Source organism: Kitasatospora sp. CB01950 (assembly GCF_001905465.1).
Taxonomy (GTDB): Bacteria; Actinomycetota; Actinomycetes; order Streptomycetales; family Streptomycetaceae; genus Kitasatospora.
The window spans coordinates 119,804-139,704 of sequence record NZ_LISX01000011.1; the positions used below are offsets into that span (position 1 = coordinate 119,804).

A 19,901-nucleotide genomic window follows, 5' to 3' on the forward strand; every position below is an offset into this window, starting at 1 on the left:
CCGTCAGCTACCGTGAGCGGGCAGAACAAGCCCGCAGGACCGTGCAGCAGCAGGAGGCCCGGATGGCCCGCCCGGAACCGGACCGCGACCCGGACGACGGCCTCACCGCGCCCGACGCCGTCCGGGCCATGCTGCTGCTGATGCCCCGGGTCGCCGCCCGGGTCAAACGGATCGCCGTCCCCGACGCCCTGGCCGGCCTCCAACTCGCCCCCCGGCACCTGTCGTTGCTCTCCTACCTGGTCTACGACGGCGCGATGCCGGTCGGCACCCTCGCCGAACGCCTCGAAGTCGCCCCCACCACCGTGAGCCTGATGGTCGCCGACCTCGCCAAGCAGGGCGTCCTCGACCGGACCCCCGACCCCGCCGACCGCCGCCGCACCATCGTCTCGCTCACCGCCGACCCCGCCACCCGCGCCGCCATCCACCGCTGGCTCGCCAATGGTGCCGCCGCCTGGCACGCCGCCTTCGCGCCCCTCACCGCGCCCGAACGTGCCCTGTTCGTCCGCACCATGACGGCCTACGAACAGGGCGCGGCCGGCGACGGGCCGCCGGCGGGACGGTGACGGCCGCGCGTCGCGGACGCTCACGTCCCGCGTGACGCCGGTTCCTCCCGGTAGCGCGCGACGAGCGCGGCGGAGTCCTCGGCGTCCAGCACGATCCCGAACTCCTCGGCCAACAGCCCGGGCAGTTCCCCCGCCGGCACCCGGCGTCGCTCCTCCGTGAAGTCCGGCAGCAGCCGGGCGAGTTCCGTGTCGCGGAGGACCAGCCGGCGGTCGGCGGCCGGCTTCTGCACCAGCAGCCTGCCATGGAAGGGGGAGAGCGGGTGGGTGGAGGTGAAGTGGCTGGTCACGGTGAAATCGATCGGGAAGCGCGGCTCGCCCCCGATCGCGTAGAGGCCGAACCAGCCGTCGGGCCGCAGGAGGCTCAGCACCAGCGGCCCGGTCGTACCCGGGGTCGGGCCGCCCTCCCGGACCAGCCCGTACGTCCAGCCGGACTGCCGCGCGACCTCGCCGTCGCGCAGCCGGATCGGCTCCAGCAGGCCCTCGGCGCCGAAACCGACATCCGTGAACCACGCCTCGCCGTCGAGTTCCACCCGCAGCGAGTAGTGCGTGGCCGGGCGGAGCCGATGCTCGCCCAGGCGCACGCGGGACGCCGTCGCGGTGAAGACGAAGCCGAGCGCGTCCAGCGCGGCGGCATAGAGCAGGGTCTGTTCGCAGCAGGTGCCCCCGCGTCGCCGCCGGACCATCTTGGCCTGGACGGACTCCAGGTCGAGCCGGACGGCGCGGCCCAGGACGACCTCCAGGTCCTCGAAGGCGAACGCGGCGATGTGGGCGGCGTGCAGCGCGCGCAGCACCCTCGGCGTCGGCGCGCGTTCTCCCGCGTACCCGATCCGGGCCAGATAGGCGTCCAGGTCCAGCTGCTGACCGCCCCAGACGGAGCCGACCGGCCTGCCCATGCGCTCCTCCTCGAACCGGCTGCCACCACCCCGCGTGCCACCTCGGCCCGCGGAATCCGAGGCCGCACGGCGTCCCGACACCTCCGGAGACAGCCCGGCCGACACCCGATGGTCTCTTCCTTACCCTTCCGGGTGCGCCGCAGCTTCGCAGGACACACCGGCCGACCCGCCGCCGTGTCAGAGTGCTGGCACGGGCCCGGCGAGCCGACGGGCCCGGGCGCCGAGGACCGGTCCGCATCGGGGGTGCCGTCCTCGCCCCACCCGAGGGAGCAGGAATCCATGCCGGAGCTGTTCGACGCCATGCGCCCGCTGCCCGCCACCGCCGCCCGGTACCGCGAGCAGGGCTGGTGGCGCGACGAAACCTTCCTGGACGACCTGCGCGACGCCGCCGAGCAGTCGCCCGACCGGCGCGTGATCATCAACTGGCGCTCGGCAGAACGCCGGGCCGTCACCCTGACCTTCGCCGAGCTGGCCGGCCAGGTGGAACGGTTCGCCGACGGGCTGCGCCGGCTGGGCGTACGGCGCGGCGAGGTGGTGGCCCTCCACCTGCCCGACCGGTGGGAGACGGCCGCCCTCACCCTCGCCTGCTGGCGCACCGGCGCGGTCACCATGCCGCTCTCCCTGCGGTTCGGCCGACGCGAGGTGCGCCGGATGCTGGCCGCCACCGGAGCCGTCCTGCTGGTCACGGCCGACCGCCCCGCCGAGCTGGAGCACACGGCGGGCCTCGACGGCCTGTCCGCCCTGCGCCACCACACCGCTCTCGACGACGTCCCCGACGCCGACGTCGCCGTCGCCGACACCCGCCCGCGTGCCGCCGACCGGGCCGCGCCGCACGACAGGGCGCTGGGACCCGACGAGGCCGCGACGGTGCTGTTCACCTCCGGCACCAGCGGCAGCGCCACCGCCGTCGTGCACAGCCTGAACACCCTGTACGCGGGCGTCCGCCGACCGCTGCCGATCCCCGCCCTGCGCCCGGGCCAGCCCTTCCCGGTGCTCACCCCGCTCAGCCACGGCGCCGGGATCCGGAACGGCATGCTGCGGCCGCTCGTCCACCGCACCTGCGCCCTGTACGGCGACGAGTGGGACGCCGGCCGCTGGCTCGACCTGATCAGCACCTACCGGGCCGGCGCCCCGTTCGCCCCGCCGGCCATGCTGGAGGCCCTCGCCACCGAACAGGACCGCCGACCGAGGGACCTGCCCGAATGGGAGGCCGTGGCCGCGATGGCCGCGAGCCCCTCGCGCGAGCTGGTCGACCTGCTGCGCCGCACCCTGAGCGGGCACGTCGTCAACGCCCTGGGCTCGACGGAGTCCGGCGGGATCCTCGCCACCGGCCTCGCCGACCCGCCCGAACGGGCCGCGCGCAGCGTCGGCCGCCCGATGTCCGGCATCGAACTGCGGATGACCCCCGCCACCGGACCGGACCAGGCCTCGCCGGTCGACCTGCGCAGTGCGTCCACCTGCCTGGGCACCTTCGACCGGGACACCGGCCGCCTGCTGTGGCGCGCCGCCGACACCGACGGCTGGTACGCCACCGGAGACCTGCTGCGCACGGACGCCGACGGCGGCCTGCGCTACGCCGGCCGGGCCTCCGACCGGATCTCCGGCACCACCCAGCTGATGATCCCCGTCCTGGACGTGGAAGCGGAGCTGCGCGAGCATCCGGCGGTCGCCGACGTCGCCCTGGTCGGCTACCCCGCCGAGCACGGCGACCTGCCCTGTGCGGTCGTGGTCCCCGCCGACGGGCGTACCCCCGAGCTGGCGGAACTGCGCAGCTGGCTGGCCGGACGCGGCATGACCGACTGGTACTGGCCCACCCGCGTCGAGACCGTGGCGCGCTTCCCCCGCAACGAGCTCGGCAAGATCCGCAAGAACGTCCTGCGGGACTGGCTCACCGGCGCCAGGCCGCTGCCCGACACCGACGACGGCCCGACCGCCGCGCCCGCCGACAGCTGATCAGGCACGGCACGGTGCGCGAATCGCCCTACGGCGCCGTCCCGTTGCGCCAGCGGCGGTGCCGGGTGGCGGCGGGAGCCGGGTCGGGGAGCAGGGGCGGGCGCGCCCGGCGGGCCTCGACACGTCCGGCGTACGGCGGCCGGCTGCCGGGCCGGTACGGGACGGGCCAGAGCGCTCCCGGGCCGGTGTACCCCTGTTCGGCGGCGGCGTGCAGGGTCCAGTGGGGGTCGTACAGGTGCGGCCGGCCCAGGGCGCACAGGTCGGCGCGCCCCGCCAGGATCAGCGAGTTGACGTCGTCGTACGAGGTGATCGCGCCGACCGCCACGACGGGGACCGCGGCGGCGTGGCGGATCCGGTCGGCGAACCCGGAGTTGTGGAGCCGCCCGCGGTCGGGCCGCTCGTCCGGGACGACCTGGCCGCTGGAGACGTCCAGCAGATCGGCGCCGTGACCGGCCAGTGCACGGGCGATCTCGACGGCGTCGTCCCCGGTGTTGCCGCCCTCGGCCCAGTCGGTGGCGGAGATCCGCACGGCGAGCGGGCGGTGGTCGGGCCAGCCGTCCTGCCGGACGGCGTCGAGGACTTCGAGCGGGAAGCGGAGCCGCGCCGCCGGCGAGCCCCCGTACGCGTCGGCGCGCCGGTTGGTCAGGGGGGAGAGGAAGGCGGACAGCAGGCTGCCGTGGGCGTACTGGAGCTCCAGCAGGTCGAAGCCGGCCCGCGCGGCGCGTCGGGCGGCCCGGACGAACTCGTCCCGGATCCGGGCCAGGTCGGTGCGGGTCAGTGTCCATGGCGTCGGGCCGTCGGCCGGGAGCGGTCGGTCAGGGCCGTCCCAGCCCGCGTGCGTCGGGCCCCGGCGGCCGGCGTGGCCGAGCTGCACGCCGATCGCGGAGCCGCTGTGCTCGTGCACGAAGTCGGTGACGCGGAGCCAGCCGGCGGTCTGTGTGTCGTTCCACAGCCCGGTGCCGCCGGGGCCGAGCCGCCCCTCGGGACCGACCCCGGCCATCCCGGTCATGACCAGGCCGGCGCCGCCCAGCGCGCGGGCGCCGAGGTGGACGAGGTGGAAGTCCCCGGGCTCGCCCCCGGCGCTGTCGGGGCCCGGCGCGGCGGAGCACATGTCCATGGGCGAGACCACCACCCGGTTCCTCAGCGTGAGTTGACTGATCGTCAGTTCGGTGAACATCGGTGGGGTGCCCGCCGGAACGCCGCAGGCGCGCTCGACCCGGGCCGTGAACTCCGGGTCGCGAAGCCGCAGATTGGCGTGGGTGACCCGGCGGCTGCGGCTGAGCAGGTTGAAGGCGAACTGCAGCGGCGGCTGGTCGAGGTACAGGGCCACGTTCTCGAACCACTCCAGACTGGCCCGGCCCGCCCGCCCGAGGGACTCGGCCACCGGCCGGCGTTCCGCCTCGTAGACCTCCAACGCGGCGTCCACGGTGGGCTGTTCGTGCAGGGCGGTGGCGAGCGAGGAGGCGTCCTCCAGGGCCAGCTTGGTGCCGGAACCGGTGGAGAAGTGCACGGTGTGCGCGGCGTCGCCGAGCAGCACGATGTTGCCGTCCCGCCAGCGGGAGTTGGCGACGGTGCGGAAGGTCGTCCAGTGCGGGGCGGCCCCGCCGAACAGGCGGCGCCCGGCCAGGACGTGCGCGAACAGCCGCTCGCAGGCGGCGACGGGCGCCTTGCGGTCGAGGCCGGCGGCCCGCCACACCTCGTCGCGCATCTCGACGACGAAGGTGCTGGCGTCCGCGCTGTAGGGGTAGGCGTGGAGCTGCATCACGCCGTGCTCGGTGGGGACGAAGTCGAAGCGGAAGGCATCGAGGACGAGGTCGGTGCCGAGCCAGATGTACCGGCAGCGGTGCGAGGTCACGGACGAGCCGAACGCCGCGGACCGTGCGTCACGGGTCGCGCTGTGCACGCCGTCCGAGGCCACGACCAGATCGTGCTCCGCGGCCAGGACCTCGGCCGGCGGCGCGGGCCGGCCGAAGCGCAGCCGGACACCCAGTTCGCGGCAGCGGTCCTGGAGCACGGCGAGCAGCCGGCGGCGGGACATCGCCGCGAACCCGTGGCCGCCACAGGTGATCACCTCGCCGCGGTAGTGCACGTCCAGGTCGTCCCAGCGGGCGAACTCGAGCGCCATCGCCCGGTAGACCACCGGGTCGGCGGCGGCGACACCTCCCAGCGCCTCCTCGGAGAAGACCACGCCGAAGCCGAAGGTGTCGTCCGGCGCGTTCCGCTCCCAGACCGTGACGTCCGCGTCCGGCGCGAGCCGCTTGAACAGCGCGGCGAAGTACAGGCCGCCGGGCCCGCCGCCGATGCAGGCCACCCGCATCGGGCGGCGGTGCGAACGGGCGGCCCGGGCCGGTCCGCCGTCCGGCGTGTGCCCGGTGTGCGGTTCCGCCATGTCCTGAGCCCCTTCCCATCCTGGCCGCGCCACCGGCCGATCGCCGAAGGGCGGCGCGGGCGGCGCGGGTGGCGCGGGCGGCGCGGGTGGCGCACGGGGTGCTACGCCGAATCTCCGGCCTCCGGGTCCGCGCCGCAAGCAGCGGCGGACCGGGCCCTGAGCCGACGGCCCGACCCTGCTTCCCGGGCGGAGTTCCGCCGTCGCCTACGGTGAGCGCATCCGTAGCGATCACCATCCCCGGGACGTCCTGCTGATCGGGGGTGCCTCCGGCGTCGGGAGGAGTCGGGCCGCCGCCCGCCTCGCCGAGGCCCGCGGCGCGTTCACGGTCCAGTTCGACGACGTCGTCGCGGCGCTCCAGGCCGCCACCCCACCGGCCACCCACCCGTCGCTCCACCTCTTCGCGGCCCACCGCGACCCGGAACGGGAGCTCGGCGCCGACCGGGTTCTGGAGCTGCAGATCGCCACCGCGCAGGCCATGGACGAGGCCGTGCTCGGCGTCGTGCGCAACCGGCTGAGCGTCGAGGTGCCGGCCGTCGTCGAGGGCGACTACCTCACCCCCGCCGCCGCCACCCGGGCCGCCGCCGAGGCCGCCGAGCAGCACAGGCGCGTGCGCGCGGTCTTCCTCCACGAGGGCGACCCGGCACGGATCGGCGCGAACTACGCCCACCGCGAGCCGCACCTCGGCCCCCGGCCCGCCCGCGCCGCCGTCAGCGCCGGATACTCCCACCGGCTCGCCGCCCAGGCCCGCGCCCACGGCCTCCCGGTGCTCGACTGCCGCCCCTACGACACTCTCCCGCAGCGCCTGGCAGCCGCCCTGGCCTGAGCGCTCCTGGGCACTTCGCCGCTCGGCAACGGGCCGGGCAGGTCCCCGGTGGCGGCAGTGGGTCAGGACGCGGGAGTGCCGTCGGCCGGCGGCCACGGGCCGGCCAGCAGGCGGCGGGCCTCGACGACCGTCGCGCGGGCGAGGTCGGTGCGGGTGGAGGCGTCCCGGGAGAGGAGTTCCGGACTCAGCTCGACCAGCGGGCGCAGCGACTCGGGGTGGCCCAGCGAGGCCCAGCCGCCGTGGGTGATCACGCCGACGCCCGTCGAGGCGCGCAGCCCGCCGTCCACGATCAGCCGCAGCCACCAGCGGACCAGCTCCCAGCGGGCCCGCTCGTACGGGAGGTCGGTGTCGTCGGCGGGCAGCGACTCGGCCAACCCCAGTTCCGCCAGCACCTGTTCGAACAGCTGCGCCGGGTGCTCGTCCCCGGCCGGTGCGGCGAGGTGCGGCAGCGAGGGCGCGTCGACGCCGAGCGCGTCCGCCACCAGGCCCGCCGTGATCAGCTGCCCGTCGTCCACCTGACGGCCCACCAGCCGCTCCAGCGCCAGCATCCGCAGGTACTCGACCGCCTCGGCGGCGGTGGTCGCCGTCGGGTCGTGCGGGGTGAGGTGGGCGGTCTCCGGGCCGTCCGTCACGAAGTTCGACCAGAACGGGACGGTGGAGACCGCCACGCCATGATGCGGGCCGCCCGTGAACTCGACGCGCAGCCAGTCGGCCAGGTCGCGGCCGTACTCGATGATGTCGGTCTGGTACACCGACAGCACCGGGTGCCTCGGCCCGAACGGCGCCGCCGGCAGGTAGCGGTGGCCGTACAGCGGCACCAGTTGCGGCACGGACGCCAGCGCCGCCCGGGCGACCCGCTCCCGCTCTGCCGCGTCCTCGGGCTCGGGGCCCCAGAGCGGGAACCAGTACCCGTGGCTGACGTCGAACAGCGTGCCCTCGACCGGCCAGGCCAGTCGCCCGCGCAGCTGCTCGGGGTCGCCGTACCGCCAGTCCGGCCAGCTCGGCCCGGTCGGCAGCCCCGCCGCCAGGAACACCCGGTGGTCGGGTGCGAACCGGAACCCGAACCGGGCCTCCACCGCGTCCAGTTCACGTTCCGACAGCCCGGGCGCGACGTTCCGCAGCCCGCTCTGCCACGTCCGGGCCGTCTTGACGCTCGGCACCGCCACCGCCCGCACCCCTCTCCTCGATCACCCCACCCACCGTATCCGCCCCGGCCGGAGGGTTCTCGGCCGTCAGAGGTCAGTCGTGCACCCGACCCTGCAGGGCCTTCGACAACTCGGCCACGCAGGCGGCGAGTTGGGAGTTCGTGAGCTGGTTCGGGTCGCCGCCGCAGCCGCTCGCGGCGGGCTGGCCGTTCGGCTGTCCGCTCGGTTGGCCCGAGGGTTGGCCCGTCGGCTGGTTCTGCGGCTGGCCGCCCGGCGGGGTGATCGGGCCGGTCAGGGAGACCAGGTTGGGGGAGACCGTCGCGTCGCCGGAGAGGTCGATGTAGTCCTGGGTCTGCCCGTTGAAGTCCACGAAGCCGCGCCACATGTCCTTGCCGAACGGGACGAGCTCCTGGAGGGCGCCGCCCTGGCCCGCGCTGATGGTGATCGAGGTCTGCTGCGCCATGTAGGAGACCATGCGGCTGGCCAGCACGTCCAGGTTGACGGCCGGGGCGTCGTCGCTGCGGACGTACACGTGCAGGTCGTTGAGGCCGCCGCCGGCGCGGTCGGCCTGGAGGACGGCGTAGGCGACCACGAGTTGGGAGGAACTCTCCTTCGGGACCAGGGGAGTGACGTAGTACAGGTGGCCGTCGGCCTTCGAGCGGAGCAGGAACTCGCCGGGGTTGGTGGCGTTGGTGCTCGCCGAGGTGTGGTCGAAGCCGAAGCCGCGGTCGTCCTTCGCGCCGCGACCGCCCAGCCACTGCACCTCGTGGATCTGCGAGCGCACCACCGACGCCGGGTACACCGCGCCCGGCAGGTCGCCCGGTGCGACCTCGGCGCGGTAGGTGATGTCCGGCCGGCCGCTGGGCGAACCGCGCAGGACCAGGACACCGGCGGGCGCGAGGACCGTGCGCTGCTTCCAGACGGTCTGGCGGGCCACCGAGATCACCACCACGGGCTGCGCGGTGCGCGGGTCGGGGCCGTCGCAGTAGCCCCAGACGTCCTGGTCGCTGTGGACGAGGTCCGGGAAGCGCTCGGCCAGCAGGTTGCGCAGGCTGACCGCGCCCGTCCCGCCGAACGCCCGGTTGAACGCGTGGTCGCCGCGGAAGGCGCAGCTGACCACCGAGTTCGAGCCGCCGTCCCAGACCGCGATGCCCTCCATCGGCTGCTCGCCCGAGCCGTCCAGCACCGCCGTCCAGACCCCGCCGTCCTTCCCGGCGTTCGGCAGGTAGTGCAGGCTGTGGCCCATCAGGTGGACGCCGGAGGAGAGGCCGGCGCTGTCGGTGAGCGCCTTGGTGGCCGCCGCGTAGGAGGCGGTGCGCGCCTCGAAGTCGAAGTCCGGCATCGGCGCGGTCTTCACGCAGGCCGGCACGTCCGCCGCCCCGACCAGGTCGCAGCGGGTGCCGTCGCCGGGGCGGGTGTGCTCCGTCACGGCCTGCACCGAACGGGGGGTTTCGCCGCCCGCCGGCACGTCCAGGACGGTCGCCGCGGCGTAGAAGCGGCCCGCGTCCTTGTCGTTGTCCCAGATGCCCGTCCCGGCGCGCACCAGCGAACCGGCCACGGCCAGCGCCAGCACGGCGGCGGTCGCCTGGGCCCGCCAGCCGAGGCGCGAGCCCGTTTCGCCAGCGGCCCACAGCACCACCGCGCAGGCCGTGCCGCCCAGCCCCACCGCGACCCAGAGCCAGAACAGCGGCGCGGCGTCCACCAACCCGCCGTGCGGGAAGAACTCCCGCTTCAGCCACAGCCGGTAGCTCTGGTCCTGCTGGCCGAAGCCGCCGAACACCACATGTTTCACCGCCCACACCAGCGCGGCGAGCAGCGGCATCCACAGCCACCACAGTGCCAACCTCATTGTCCAGCTACGTGCTTGACGCCCCATCGTCGTTCCCCTCCCCGGATCCGCCCCCGGACCATCCCCGTTCCGTCGGCCCGCCAAGCCTCCCACCCGGCGGTGACAGCGGCCGGGCGGTCGGCCTTCCTGATGCGTACGACGGTTGACGCCGGATTGGCAAGGTGACGCTGCGTCAGAAACCCTTGTGGGGCCGATCGTTCCGTGTCTTGGAGGAGAAGCGTGTCGAACCCCGCTCCGCCGCCCGTCCCGCCGGTGTCCGTCGCCGGGGGCGGGGCCGACTGCGTGCCGCAGTACTTCGCGTTCCCGGCAGAGACGACGAGCCTCGGGCCTGCGGCCGGCTACGCGATCGGAGCGCCCGCATACAGTTCCTGGCTCGACTCGAACGACGTGCGGGTGGTGGGCGCCGGGGCCGCGCGTTTCACGGTGCGCGCCCTGCACGAGGGGACCGTCATCATCCAGGGCATGCGCCTCACGGATGTCCGGTGCACGGCCCCGACCGACGGCACGCTGGTGCTGCCGGGACCGATCGGCGGGCCGGGGGAGGAAGTGGAGAAGACCGTCCTGGCGTTCGACCTCGCCGAGCGCAGTCCCAGGGCCCGCACGTTGCTTCCGGGCGACACCGGGAGCCACTTCGCCCTCGGCGACCCGTACTTCTCGAAGTCGATCTACCTGGAGGGCGGGGCCGCCGGTGACGCCCGGACATTCGAGGTGTACTTCGTGGCGGGCAGCCAGGACTGCGAGTTCGGGCTCGACGTCAAGGTCACGAGCAACGACAAGGAGAGCTGGGTGCCGGCCGAGCCGGCCGAGGGGGTGCAGCGCTCCCGGGTGGCAGCGTTCGCCACGGCGTACCGGTCGATCGTCGCGCCGACCGGCCCGGAGGACGGCTGGGTCGGGCAGAAGCCGGTGCCGGTCGGCACCTCGGTCCCGGGGCTCACGGTCACCAGTCCGGCCCGGAACTAAATCGTTTGGCGGTACCGGAGGGCGGCTGCTAACGTGCAGCTCACCGTGACAGGATGCGAGGAGGTGAACACCCATGAGAGCTGGACCAAGGTGGGTGCTCCCCCTTTTCCTCACGGTGTGCGGCTGATCGAGCCGCTGTCGGGAGCGCCTTGCTGTGCAGGTACTTCCGAAAGGCGACAGCCATGAACACTGTGATGATCAACCGGGTCGACGAGGCCCAGTGGCAGGCGGTGGCGGACGAGCAGATCGTCGGCCACGGTGACGTCTCCCAGCGGCCCGACGGCCGACTCTTCGTCAGCATCGACGTCTGGCAGGACGAGGCGTTCGACCCGCTGGCCGACGCGATGCTGGGCGAACTGCCGGGCGCCGTGCTCCACACCCTGGTCGGCGGCGAGGACGCCGAACTGGCGTCGCGTTGGCAGCGGGCCGGGTTCACCGTCGAACGGCGCGAGTGGGAGTACCTGATGCCCACCCGCACCGAACCCGCCGCCGACCGGGCCGAGCAGGCCGGCGAGAACGTGACGATCCTGCCCGCCGGCACCGCCGACGAGCAGCTGCTGCGCGCCCTCGACCGGGACGTCCGGGCGCAGGTCGAGGCCGCCGTCGGCTGGCACACCATGCCCGCCGAGCTCAGGCCGCACGCCGCCGAGGACACCCTGATCGACCCGTCGCTGTACGCGGTCGCCGTGCTGGACGGGCAGTACGCGGGCCTGATCCGCGTGGTGTCCCGGGGCCGTCGGGCCCGGATCGGGCTGCTCGCCGTCCGGGCCGAACTCCGCCGCCGGGGCGCGGGCCGGGCACTGCTCCGGCACGCCCTCGCCACCCTGCGCGAGGCCGGCATCGACACGGCGTGGACGGAGATCGACCAGTCCCACACCGCCGCCACCACCCTGTTCGAAGAGTTCGGGGCCCGGCGCACGGGCCACCTCGTCGAACTGGTGCGCCGCCCGCACTGACACCGGCGGCTGCCGCCCTCGCCACCCCTCACGACCACCCCCCGCCACCCCCGCTTCACCGAATCGAGAAACGAGAAACCTTGCCGCGTATCAGCAAAGGCCTGGAAATAGAGGGCACCGTACTGGAGTGCCTGCGCAACGCCACCTTCAAGGTGGAGCTCGAGAACGGCCACCAGGTGCTCGCCCACATCAGCGGAAAGATCCGCAAGAACTACATCAAGATCCTCCCGTTCGACCGGGTCCTGGTCGAGCTCAGCCCGTACGACCTGACCAGGGGACGGATCATGTACCGCTACCGCAACTGACCCGGCCGGAACGGCAACGGCCGCCGTCGGTGTGCGAAGGCGCACATCGCGGCGGCGGCCGTTGCCCCCGCGCCCGGCCGGGTGACAGAGTGCCGGGCATGGAAGAGTCGCAGGTCAGGGCAGGGGTGCGGGCCGCGCGCCCGGAGACGGTGTTCGACTGGGTGGACGCGGCCGCCGCCGCACGGGAGGCCGCCGGGCTGACCAGGCGGCTGCGCAGCCGCACCGCCGAGGACGACGTGCTCGACCTCGCCTCCAACGACTACCTCGGCCTGACCAGGCACCCGGCGGTCACCGGTGCCGCCGCCGAGGCCGCCCGGCGGTGGGGCGGCGGCTCCACCGGCTCCCGGCTGGTCACCGGCACCACCGCCGCGCACACCGAACTCGAACGCGAACTCGCCGAGTTCTGCGGCTACGAAGCGGCCCTGGTGTTCTCCTCCGGCTACACCGCCAACCTGGCCGTGCTCACCGCACTCGCCGGCCCGGACACCCTGATCGTCTCCGATGCCCACAATCACGCGTCGCTCATCGACGGCTGCCGACTGTCCAAGGGCCAGATCGCCCGCGCCGCCCACAGCGACCCGCAGTCCGTCCGCGAGGCCCTCGCCGCCCGCACCCTGCCGCGCGCCCTGGTGGTCACCGACTCGGTCTTCTCGGTCGACGGCAACGCCGCACCCCTCGCCGAACACCTCGCCGTCGCCCGCGAGTTCGGGTCCGCCCTGGTCCTCGACGACGCGCACGGCCTCGGCGTGCTCGGCCCCGGCGGCGCCGGAGCGGGAGCCGCCGCCGGAATCGCCGGACAGCCCGACGTGGTCGCCACCGCGACGCTCTCCAAGTCGCTCGGCGCCCAGGGCGGCGTCGTGCTCGGCCCCGAACGGGTGATCCGCCACCTGGTCTCCGCCGCCCGCACCTTCATCTTCGACACCGGCCTCAACCCGGCCGCCGTCGGCGCCGCACTCGGCGCGCTGCGCCTGCTGCGCGCCGAACCCGGCCGGGCCGCCGACGCACTCCGGGTGGCCCGCGAACTCTCCACCCGGCTCGCCGAGTTCGGCCTCGACACCACCGCACCGGACGGTGCGGTGGTGTCGGTGCGGGCCGACGACCCGGAGCACGCCGTGCGCTGGGCCGCCGCCTGCCGCGACGAAGGACTCGCGGTCGGCTGCTTCCGCCCCCCGTCCGTGCCCGACGGCGTACCCCGGCTGCGCCTGACCGCCCGCGCCGACCTGACCGACGACCAGATCGCCTTCGCGGTCGGCGTGGTGGTCAAGACCCGGTAGGCCCCGGTCGCCGCTCAGCCGCCGGTCACCTGCCGAACACGACCTGGTCGACCGTCCAGAACGCCGAGTTGGTGCCGCCAGCGCGAACAGGTGGAAGTGCGCGAGCATGCCGGGCGCGGCGAAGTGCTGGGCACGCACGACTCGTTGGCCGGCGGCCATCCGGACCGGCACGGCCGAGCGGGGATCTGCGGCCAGGGCCTGGGATCTCCGCCGGGCTGCCTCCAGGGCCAGGGCATTGGTCGGGTCGGCTGCGACCTCGCTGCCACGAATGGTGGCGACGACCTTGCGCGGGTCGACGGTCGCGACCGCTGTGTGCGCTGCCAGGGGGACGAGCGGAGCCAAGGTGAGCATCTGGAAGTCATCCGGCAGCGCCGCGAGCAGGAAGTCTTCGGCTCGTCGGATGTCCGCGAACGCTGTCGGGGCCGGGGTCACGAACCGGTCGGTGCGATAACGCCGCATCACCTCGGCCGGGGTGAGCCGATCGGCGCGCCGTCGGAAGACCTCCAGGAGCAGTGTGGTCAGATCCGTCCCGGTCAGCCCCTTGGCCAGCAGGTCCAGCAGTTCCGGTCCACCGGCCTTGGCCAGTACTCGTCGCAACGCCGGATCGGCCGAGTGTTCATCGCTCGTCATGGCGCGCCAGTATCACCTGGCCGGCATCGGAGAGACCATCGATTTCCGCGCATCGCGGCGGGTTCCACCATGGACGAGCGGGACGAGGCGGGCACCGTTGACGGCCCGCCAACGGACCTGGGCCGACTCGACGAGCTTGAACACCACCGCCAGACCGGCGGCGCGGGAGCCGGTGCTTTTGGTGAACCCGCCCGCTACCTTCCCCACATGGAACGGGTCGCCCTCTTGAGCAGCCTCGCCGCGCGCGGAACCGACATCGTCCCGCGGCGACTCACCGAACTTGACGTCCCCTGACGGCAGGGGCCGTCTTGGTGCCGGTGCCGAGCCCCGCCCTTCTGGAGCGGCTCCGGCGTCATCACCGCGGCAGAGCGTCGGCGGCGGCCCGGCGCAGAGCGTGGGGTTCGCTCCGGCCGGGCGTTCACCACGACTGGCACCGTCACCGCGGCCGGGCGGCTGCGGGCCTGGGGCGGCTGCCGGCCTGGGGCGGCTGGTGGTGCCCGGCGCTTCCGGTTGGCGTCGTCCGAGCACCGCCCAGGCCGGCGGGTCAGGCCGGGATGGTGTAACTGTCGCCGTAGACCTTCCAGTTCAGGGGCGCCCGCAGGTCGAGGTTGCCGGCCTGGAGGAAGACCCGCTGTGCGGTGTCGATCCTGGAGGTGTTGCGGTTCGGGTCGGCGGCCAGCATGTAGGCCTTGCGGGCGTCCAGGAAGGCGTTCAGGAATGCGGTCTCGTCGCCGCCCTTGGCCGGGGTCTTGGCCTTGCCCAGTGCGGCGGTGCGGATGGTGGCGAAGCCGACCGGGCCGTGCACGATGAGCGCGTCGTAGTAGGCGAACTGGCCGAGCGCGTGCAGCCCGTCCGTCTTCGCCTGCTGCACTGCCGGGGTGAAGTACTGCCGGTCGCGTTCCTCGTTCTGCGCCTGCTGGAGCAGCGGGTCCTGCGCGGCGAGCCGCCAGTCGCCGACGAAGGTCGGGTCGAGGCCCTGGTGCGAGGCGCTGCCGTCGAGCGCGGCCAGCGCGGGCAGGTACTTGGCCAGGATGTTGTTCGGCTTCAGCGCGGTATAGCGGGTGATGACGTCCGCCAGGTCGCCGGTGCCGGAGCAGAAGCCGATGATGCCGGCGGTGTAGCCGTTGCCGTCGCCGATGTCCTCGACGTACGGGTACTGGGAGCGCCAGTCGAGGGTGGAGTTCTCCGCGCTGGAGACCAGCTCCTGCGCGTACTCCTTCCAGCGCGGGTCGGTGAGGTCCGGCCGCGCAGGGGTCGAGGCGGTCGGGGAGGGCGGCGGCGTCGAGGGGGCCTGGGCGGCGGACGGAATGCCGGAGGGGAGCGCGGTGGCGCCGGCCGGTGCGGGCCGGAACGGGGCAACGGCCGTGGGCGAGCCGGTCGGCGAAGTGAACGCCGCAGCGGGAGAGTTGGACGCGCCGGCGGATATCGACGCCGGGGCCCCGGCGTGCTGGGCGGCGGCCGATTCGCCCGGGGCGCCGGCCGCGGTGAGGCCGGTGGTCATCGCCGCGACCACCCCCACCGCCAGCGCCACCTGGACGGGGCGCGGCCGTCCACCGGTTCTGTTTGCTCCGCTCTGCATGGGAATTCGGCTCCGTTTTCTGGTCGGTGACCGCCCCGCCCGGGGGAGCGGGGCCGCAGTGGTCCGACCGGCGGCTGCCGCGCGGCCGGGGTTCCTCCCACCGAAAGCGGAGCATCCGAATCCGGACCGGGGCCTGACGCTACCTCAGTCCCGGGCCGGTGTCTGCCCGGACCATCCGATCACCCGGGCACTCGCCCACCCGGCACTCGCCCCGGTCGCCCGATCACCCGGGCGCTCGCCCGGATCGCCGCCGGCCCGAGGGAGGCCCGCGCGCGGGCGGCCGGCAGGGGTGGGCAGCACCCTCAGAGGGAGTCGAGGTCGCGGATCCGGGGGACCGGCGAGACCAGCAGCCACAGGGCGGACAGCGCGCCGCCCACCGCGGCGACGAGCAGCGCGGCGCGGAGGCCGAACGCGGTGGCGAGCAGGCCGCCGGTGAGCGCGCCGAGCGGGCGGATGCCGTAGTTGACGGTGGCGAACGCGCCGGAGACGCGGCTGCGCAGGTCGTCCGGGATGACGGCGGCCTGCAGGGAGTTGAGGTTGATGTCGAACAGCATGACGCCCAGCGCGGACAGGAACTCGGCCGCCGCCAGCACCCCCGCCCGGGCCCAGCCGGGGCCGTCCGCCGCCGCCAGCAGGGCGATCGGGGCGGGAAAGAGGACCGAGCCGAGGACGATCGTGCGGCCGAGGCCGAGGCGGCGGGACACTGCCGGGGCGAGCAGCGCGCCGAGCAGGCCCCCGGTCGCGCCGAGGCCGAACGCCGCGCCGATGGTGCCCGCCGAGAGGCCGAGCGTGCGGCCGGCGAACAGCAGCACCAGGCCGTAGCCGAGGAAGGTGAAGAAGTTGACGGTGGTGCAGCAGCCCAGACTCGCCCGCAGGACGGGGTGGCGCACCACGAACCGCAGGCCCGCGCGGGCCCGGGACAGCATCGGCTCACTGTCGGTCGCCGCCTCCGACACCCGGATGCGGCCGATCAGCAACGCCGAGGCGAGGAAGGACAGCGCGTCCACCAGTACCGCGACGGGTGCGGTCAGCGCCTGCACCAGCGCCCCGCCGAGGGCCGGTCCGGCGATCTGCGCCGCCGAACGGGTGGCGCTCAGCCTGCTGTTGGCCGCGAGGTAGGCGGAGCGCGGCACCAGGTGTGCGAAGAACGGCGCGTACGCGTTGTTGAACAGCACCCCGGCCGCGCCCGTCACCACCGCCACCGCATACAGCTGACCCAGCGTCACCGCGCCGGCCAGCGCTGCCAGCGGCAGCGAGGCCAGGGCCGCCGCCCGGACGAGGTCCGCGACCACCAGCAGTCGGCGCCGGTCGGCGCGGCCGTCCACCCAGGCGCCCAGGAACACCGCCAGCAGGTTCGGCGCCCAGAGCAGCGCCGTCAGCGCGGCGACCTGCGCGGTGGAGGCGCGCAGCGCCGTGACGGCGATCAGCGGGAGGGCCAACTCCGTTATTCGGTCGCCGAATTGGGAGACCGCCTGGCCGGCCCAGAAGCGCCGGAAGCGACGGTCGCCGCGCAGTGCAGGGGCGGCCGGAGGTCGGGTCGCGGTGGTCACTCCTCGCCCTCCGGCAGGGCGTAGCGCATCAGCCGGACCGGGCGGGCGTCGGCCGGCCGGTCGCCGGCGTCGCGGTGCACGTACGGCGCGAGCAGGCGCTCCACCGCGTCCGCGAGTTCGGCGAGTTCGGCGGGGGAGAGGACGACACGGGTGTTGGCCAGGCCGCCGAGGCGCCGCCACTCCAGCGGCAGGCCCGGCTCGACCTCGGTGATCCAGCGCGACGGCAGGTCCGCGGAGCGCAGGAACATCTGCTGCGAGAGCGCCCGCGCGGCCGCACCGCCCTCGCCGTCGTCCGTCGGCGCGAACCGGAACCCCCGCCCCACCGCCTCCCACCGCCGCGTCCGCCGATCCGTCCCGGGCTCCGCGTCCCGCACCAGCCCGAACTCCGCGAGGTGCCGCAGATGCCAACTGGTCACCGTCGGCGTCGCCCCCACGTGCGGAGCCAACTCGCTCGCCGTGGCGGCCCCATGACGGTTCAGCCGTTCCAGCACGGCCAGCCGCACGGGGTGGGCGAGGGCGCGCATCGCCCGGGGATCGGTGAGCTCGACATCGCCGAGCGGGTTCTCCGGATTCATTCCTGAGAGTGTCCTCTCACTCTTTCTGAGAGTCAACTCTCAGATCGCCGACGACGGTTGGAGCCGACCGGTGGGGAGGCGCGCTGTTGCGGGTCGGGCCCTGACGGGGGGCCGGGGGGACCCTTGTGCGTCCCTTGTGGGGTCGGCGAGGGCATGTCGGGAGGGGTGTCGGTGGATCTAGCGTCCTGCCCGCCGAGCTGAAACCGGTCGCGACGCCACACCCCATCGGTGTCGTCGGCCGTCCCCCATCAACCCCGGCTCGGTGGGAGGAATACCCGATGAACCGCAAGACCGCTCTGGCGGCAGCCGTTGCGGCGGCCCTCACCCTGGGCACCGCCGCACTGGCCACGTCGCAGAACGTCGCGCAGGCCAGCGCCGCCGCTCAGCCCGGTGCCGGGTTCCAGGCGATGAGCACGATCGGCCGGCAGGCCGCGCTGGACCAGGCCGGCAAGGAGGCCGCCGAGACGGCGAAGGCGTTGGGCCTGGGCCCGGACGAGCGCCTGGTGGCCAAGGACGTGCTGGTCGAGAACGACGGTGCGCGGCACGTCCGGTACGACCGTACGTACAAGGGCCTGCCGGTGGTCGGCGGCGACCTGGTCGTGCACCGCGCGAAGAACGGCAAGCTCACCTCCACCACCTGGGCCCACGACGGCGCGCTCAAGGTTGCCGGGGCCACGCCCAAGCTGTCCACGCAGGACGCGTCGAAGGCCGCCGAGCGCAGCGCCAAGCACGTCAAGCAGGCCCGCACCACCAACCTCGACAGCAGCCAACTGGTGGTCTGGGCGGTCGGCAAGGTCCCGGTGCTGGCGTACCGCAGCACCGTCACCGGCGCGGGCGAGGCCGGCGCCAACACCCGCGAGGCGGTCCTCGTCGACGCGGCCAGCGGCGCCGTCCTCGACCAGTACGAGGTCAACCCGGAGATCTCCGGCACCGGCAACGGCGTCAACGTCGGCCAGGTCACCCTGGAGACCAGCCAGGGCGGCAGCGGCTACACGCTGACCGACGCGCTGCACGGCTCCACGGTCGTCTACGACTCGTACAACAGCCCGCAGTCGAACCCGGCGCAGAACGCCCGCACCTTCAGCAAGTCCACCAACTCCTGGGGCAGCGGCTCGACTTCGAGCCGCGAGAGCGCCGCCGTGGACGCCTCCTACGGTCTCGCCAAGACCTGGGACTACTACAAGAACACCTTCAACCGCAGCGGCATCCGCAACGACGGCCGCGGCGCCCCGGCGTACGTGCACGTCGACAACCAGCTGCTGAACGCGTTCTACGACGACAGCTGCTTCTGCATGTCCTTCGGCGACGGCTCCTCGCAGAACGGCAACACGCCGCTGACCGCACTCGACGTCGCCGGCCACGAGATGAGCCACGGCGTCACCGCCGCCACCGCCAACCTGAACTACTCCGGCGAGTCCGGCGGACTCAACGAGGCCACCTCCGACATCTTCGGCTCCATGGTCGAGTTCTACGCCAACAACGCCACCGACGCCGGTGACTACTACATCGGCGAGAAGCTCCACATGGGCAACGGCTACCTGCGCCGGATGGACAACCCGGCCGCCGACGGCAGCTCGCTGTCCTGCTACAGCAGCCGGGCCGGCCAGGTGGACGTGCACTACTCCTCCGGCATCGCCAACCACTTCTTCTACCTGACCGCCGAGGGCACCGGCGCCAAGACCATCGGCGGCCTGCCGCACAACGGCACCCCGTGCAACGGCGACACCTTCAGCGGCATCGGCAAGGACAAGGCCGCGGCGATCTGGTACCGCGCCCTGTCCACCTACATGACCTCCACCACCAACTACTCCTCGGCGCGCACCGCCACCCTGCAGGCCGCCGCCGACCTGTACGGCGCCAACTCGCAGGAGCGGTACATCGTTTCGAAGGCGTGGGCGGCCGTCTCGCTCGGCACCGCGCTGCCCGACCCGGGCGGCTCCACCTCCTCCCCGAGCCCGTCCCCGAGCGGCTCGCCGACCGGCAACCCCAACCCCGGGAACGCCCTCACCAACGGCGACTTCGAGCAGGGTGCCACCGGCTGGACGCAGAGCGCCAACGACATCACCAACTCCAACCAGCAGACCGCGCACGGCGGTTCGTGGTACGCGTGGATGATGGGCTACGGCTCCGCCGCCACCGAGACCCTCTCGCAGAACAACATCGCGGTGCCCTCCTCCGGAAGCCCGAAGCTCACCTTCTGGCTCAAGGTCACCACCCAGGAGACCGGCTCGACCGCGTACGACACCCTGAAGGTCAACGTCAACGGCGCCACCGTCGCGACGTACTCCAACGCCAACGCCAGCGCCGGCTACGTCCAGAAGACCGTCGACCTCAGCGCCTACCGCGGCCAGACCGTCAACCTCCAGTTCGCCGGCCAGGAGGACGCCTACCTGTCCACCCTCTTCCTGATCGACGACGTCTCCGTCGGCTGACCCCGACGCCCCCGACGCCCCCGAC

Annotated in this window: 15 protein-coding genes and 1 pseudogene; 8 read left to right on the top strand and 8 right to left on the bottom strand. The window is 73.8% G+C overall.

Annotated features, from left to right (window positions below; genetic code table 11):
- Positions 1–62: 62 nt before the first annotated feature.
- Positions 63–563, top strand: coding sequence for a MarR family winged helix-turn-helix transcriptional regulator (locus AMK19_RS25555; RefSeq protein WP_073815662.1), 501 nt, complete (start codon positions 63–65; stop codon positions 561–563).
- A 20-nt stretch (positions 564–583) separates the two neighbouring features.
- On the opposite strand, the gene AMK19_RS25560 is transcribed toward AMK19_RS25555, so the two are convergent.
- Positions 584–1,456 (bottom strand): arylamine N-acetyltransferase family protein, encoded by an 873-nt coding sequence (locus AMK19_RS25560; RefSeq protein ID WP_073815664.1) that lies wholly within the window; start codon positions 1,454–1,456, stop codon positions 584–586.
- 279 nt (positions 1,457–1,735) lie between these two features.
- Here AMK19_RS25560 and AMK19_RS25565 point away from each other — a divergent pair, with 279 nt between their 5' ends.
- Positions 1,736–3,409, top strand: coding sequence for an AMP-binding protein (locus AMK19_RS25565; protein ID WP_073815666.1), 1,674 nt, complete (start codon positions 1,736–1,738; stop codon positions 3,407–3,409).
- 28 nt (positions 3,410–3,437) lie between these two features.
- On the opposite strand, the gene AMK19_RS25570 is transcribed toward AMK19_RS25565, so the two are convergent.
- Positions 3,438–5,798: an oxidoreductase gene (locus AMK19_RS25570; protein ID WP_073815667.1), complete on the bottom strand. Its 2,361-nt coding sequence runs from the start codon at positions 5,796–5,798 to the stop codon at positions 3,438–3,440.
- Positions 5,799–6,051: 253 nt separating this feature from the next.
- On the opposite strand from AMK19_RS25570, the gene AMK19_RS38480 reads away from it, so the two are divergent.
- A complete protein-coding gene (locus AMK19_RS38480; RefSeq protein ID WP_338015817.1) occupies positions 6,052–6,621 on the top strand; it encodes an AAA family ATPase in 570 nt (189 codons plus the stop codon).
- A 62-nt stretch (positions 6,622–6,683) separates the two neighbouring features.
- On the opposite strand, the gene AMK19_RS25580 is transcribed toward AMK19_RS38480, so the two are convergent.
- Together AMK19_RS25580 and AMK19_RS25585 are read right to left on the bottom strand one after the other, a co-directional pair.
- Complete coding sequence (locus AMK19_RS25580; RefSeq protein WP_241844581.1) at positions 6,684–7,787, bottom strand: hypothetical protein; 1,104 nt, start codon at positions 7,785–7,787, stop codon at positions 6,684–6,686.
- 73 nt (positions 7,788–7,860) lie between these two features.
- Positions 7,861–9,615: a PT domain-containing protein gene (locus AMK19_RS25585; protein WP_143200390.1), complete on the bottom strand. Its 1,755-nt coding sequence runs from the start codon at positions 9,613–9,615 to the stop codon at positions 7,861–7,863.
- A 219-nt stretch (positions 9,616–9,834) separates the two neighbouring features.
- Here AMK19_RS25585 and AMK19_RS25590 point away from each other — a divergent pair, with 219 nt between their 5' ends.
- The 4 genes from AMK19_RS25590 (at position 9,835) to AMK19_RS25605 (ending at position 13,110) form a co-directional block, all read left to right on the top strand.
- Positions 9,835–10,575, top strand: coding sequence for a hypothetical protein (locus AMK19_RS25590; protein ID WP_073815673.1), 741 nt, complete (start codon positions 9,835–9,837; stop codon positions 10,573–10,575).
- A gap of 182 nt (positions 10,576–10,757) precedes the next feature.
- Entirely contained in the window at positions 10,758–11,531 is a 774-nt protein-coding gene (locus AMK19_RS25595) for a GNAT family N-acetyltransferase (RefSeq protein ID WP_073815674.1), read from the top strand.
- A gap of 80 nt (positions 11,532–11,611) precedes the next feature.
- The gene (gene infA, locus AMK19_RS25600; protein ID WP_073815676.1) at positions 11,612–11,836 is read left to right on the top strand and encodes a translation initiation factor IF-1; all 225 of its coding nucleotides are present in this window, start codon (positions 11,612–11,614) and stop codon (positions 11,834–11,836) included.
- A 98-nt stretch (positions 11,837–11,934) separates the two neighbouring features.
- Positions 11,935–13,110 (top strand): 8-amino-7-oxononanoate synthase, encoded by a 1,176-nt coding sequence (locus AMK19_RS25605; protein ID WP_073815677.1) that lies wholly within the window; start codon positions 11,935–11,937, stop codon positions 13,108–13,110.
- Positions 13,111–13,752: 642 nt separating this feature from the next.
- Here AMK19_RS25605 and AMK19_RS37500 read toward each other — a convergent pair.
- From AMK19_RS37500 to AMK19_RS25625, 4 genes and pseudogenes are all read right to left on the bottom strand, one after another.
- Positions 13,753–13,923: pseudogene (locus AMK19_RS37500) on the bottom strand (IS256 family transposase); the annotation flags it as partial.
- Positions 13,924–14,284: 361 nt separating this feature from the next.
- Positions 14,285–15,166: a chitosanase gene (locus tag AMK19_RS25615; RefSeq protein WP_443135041.1), complete on the bottom strand. Its 882-nt coding sequence runs from the start codon at positions 15,164–15,166 to the stop codon at positions 14,285–14,287.
- A 455-nt stretch (positions 15,167–15,621) separates the two neighbouring features.
- Complete coding sequence (locus AMK19_RS25620; RefSeq protein WP_073815681.1) at positions 15,622–16,869, bottom strand: MFS transporter; 1,248 nt, start codon at positions 16,867–16,869, stop codon at positions 15,622–15,624.
- Entirely contained in the window at positions 16,866–17,444 is a 579-nt protein-coding gene (locus tag AMK19_RS25625) for an ArsR/SmtB family transcription factor (RefSeq protein ID WP_073815683.1), read from the bottom strand. The genes AMK19_RS25620 and AMK19_RS25625 overlap by 4 nt, the downstream gene beginning before the upstream one ends.
- 278 nt (positions 17,445–17,722) lie before the next feature.
- Here AMK19_RS25625 and AMK19_RS25630 point away from each other — a divergent pair, with 278 nt between their 5' ends.
- Positions 17,723–19,876 (top strand): M4 family metallopeptidase, encoded by a 2,154-nt coding sequence (locus AMK19_RS25630; protein WP_073815685.1) that lies wholly within the window; start codon positions 17,723–17,725, stop codon positions 19,874–19,876.
- Positions 19,877–19,901 lie beyond the last annotated feature (25 nt).

Bases quoted from the DNA above. Each gene is read 5' to 3' on its own strand.
- AMK19_RS25555 (WP_073815662.1), top strand. From the start codon at position 63: ATGGCCCGCCCGGAACCGGACCGCGACCCGGACGACGGCCTCACCGCG.
- AMK19_RS25560 (WP_073815664.1), bottom strand. From the start codon at position 1,456: ATGGGCAGGCCGGTCGGCTCCGTCTGGGGCGGTCAGCAGCTGGACCTG.
- AMK19_RS25565 (WP_073815666.1), top strand. From the start codon at position 1,736: ATGCCGGAGCTGTTCGACGCCATGCGCCCGCTGCCCGCCACCGCCGCC.
- AMK19_RS25570 (WP_073815667.1), bottom strand. From the start codon at position 5,798: ATGGCGGAACCGCACACCGGGCACACGCCGGACGGCGGACCGGCCCGG.
- AMK19_RS25585 (WP_143200390.1), bottom strand. From the start codon at position 9,615: ATGAGGTTGGCACTGTGGTGGCTGTGGATGCCGCTGCTCGCCGCGCTG.
- AMK19_RS25595 (WP_073815674.1), top strand. From the start codon at position 10,758: ATGAACACTGTGATGATCAACCGGGTCGACGAGGCCCAGTGGCAGGCG.
- AMK19_RS25605 (WP_073815677.1), top strand. From the start codon at position 11,935: ATGGAAGAGTCGCAGGTCAGGGCAGGGGTGCGGGCCGCGCGCCCGGAG.
- AMK19_RS25625 (WP_073815683.1), bottom strand. From the start codon at position 17,444: ATGAATCCGGAGAACCCGCTCGGCGATGTCGAGCTCACCGATCCCCGG.
- AMK19_RS25630 (WP_073815685.1), top strand. From the start codon at position 17,723: ATGAACCGCAAGACCGCTCTGGCGGCAGCCGTTGCGGCGGCCCTCACC.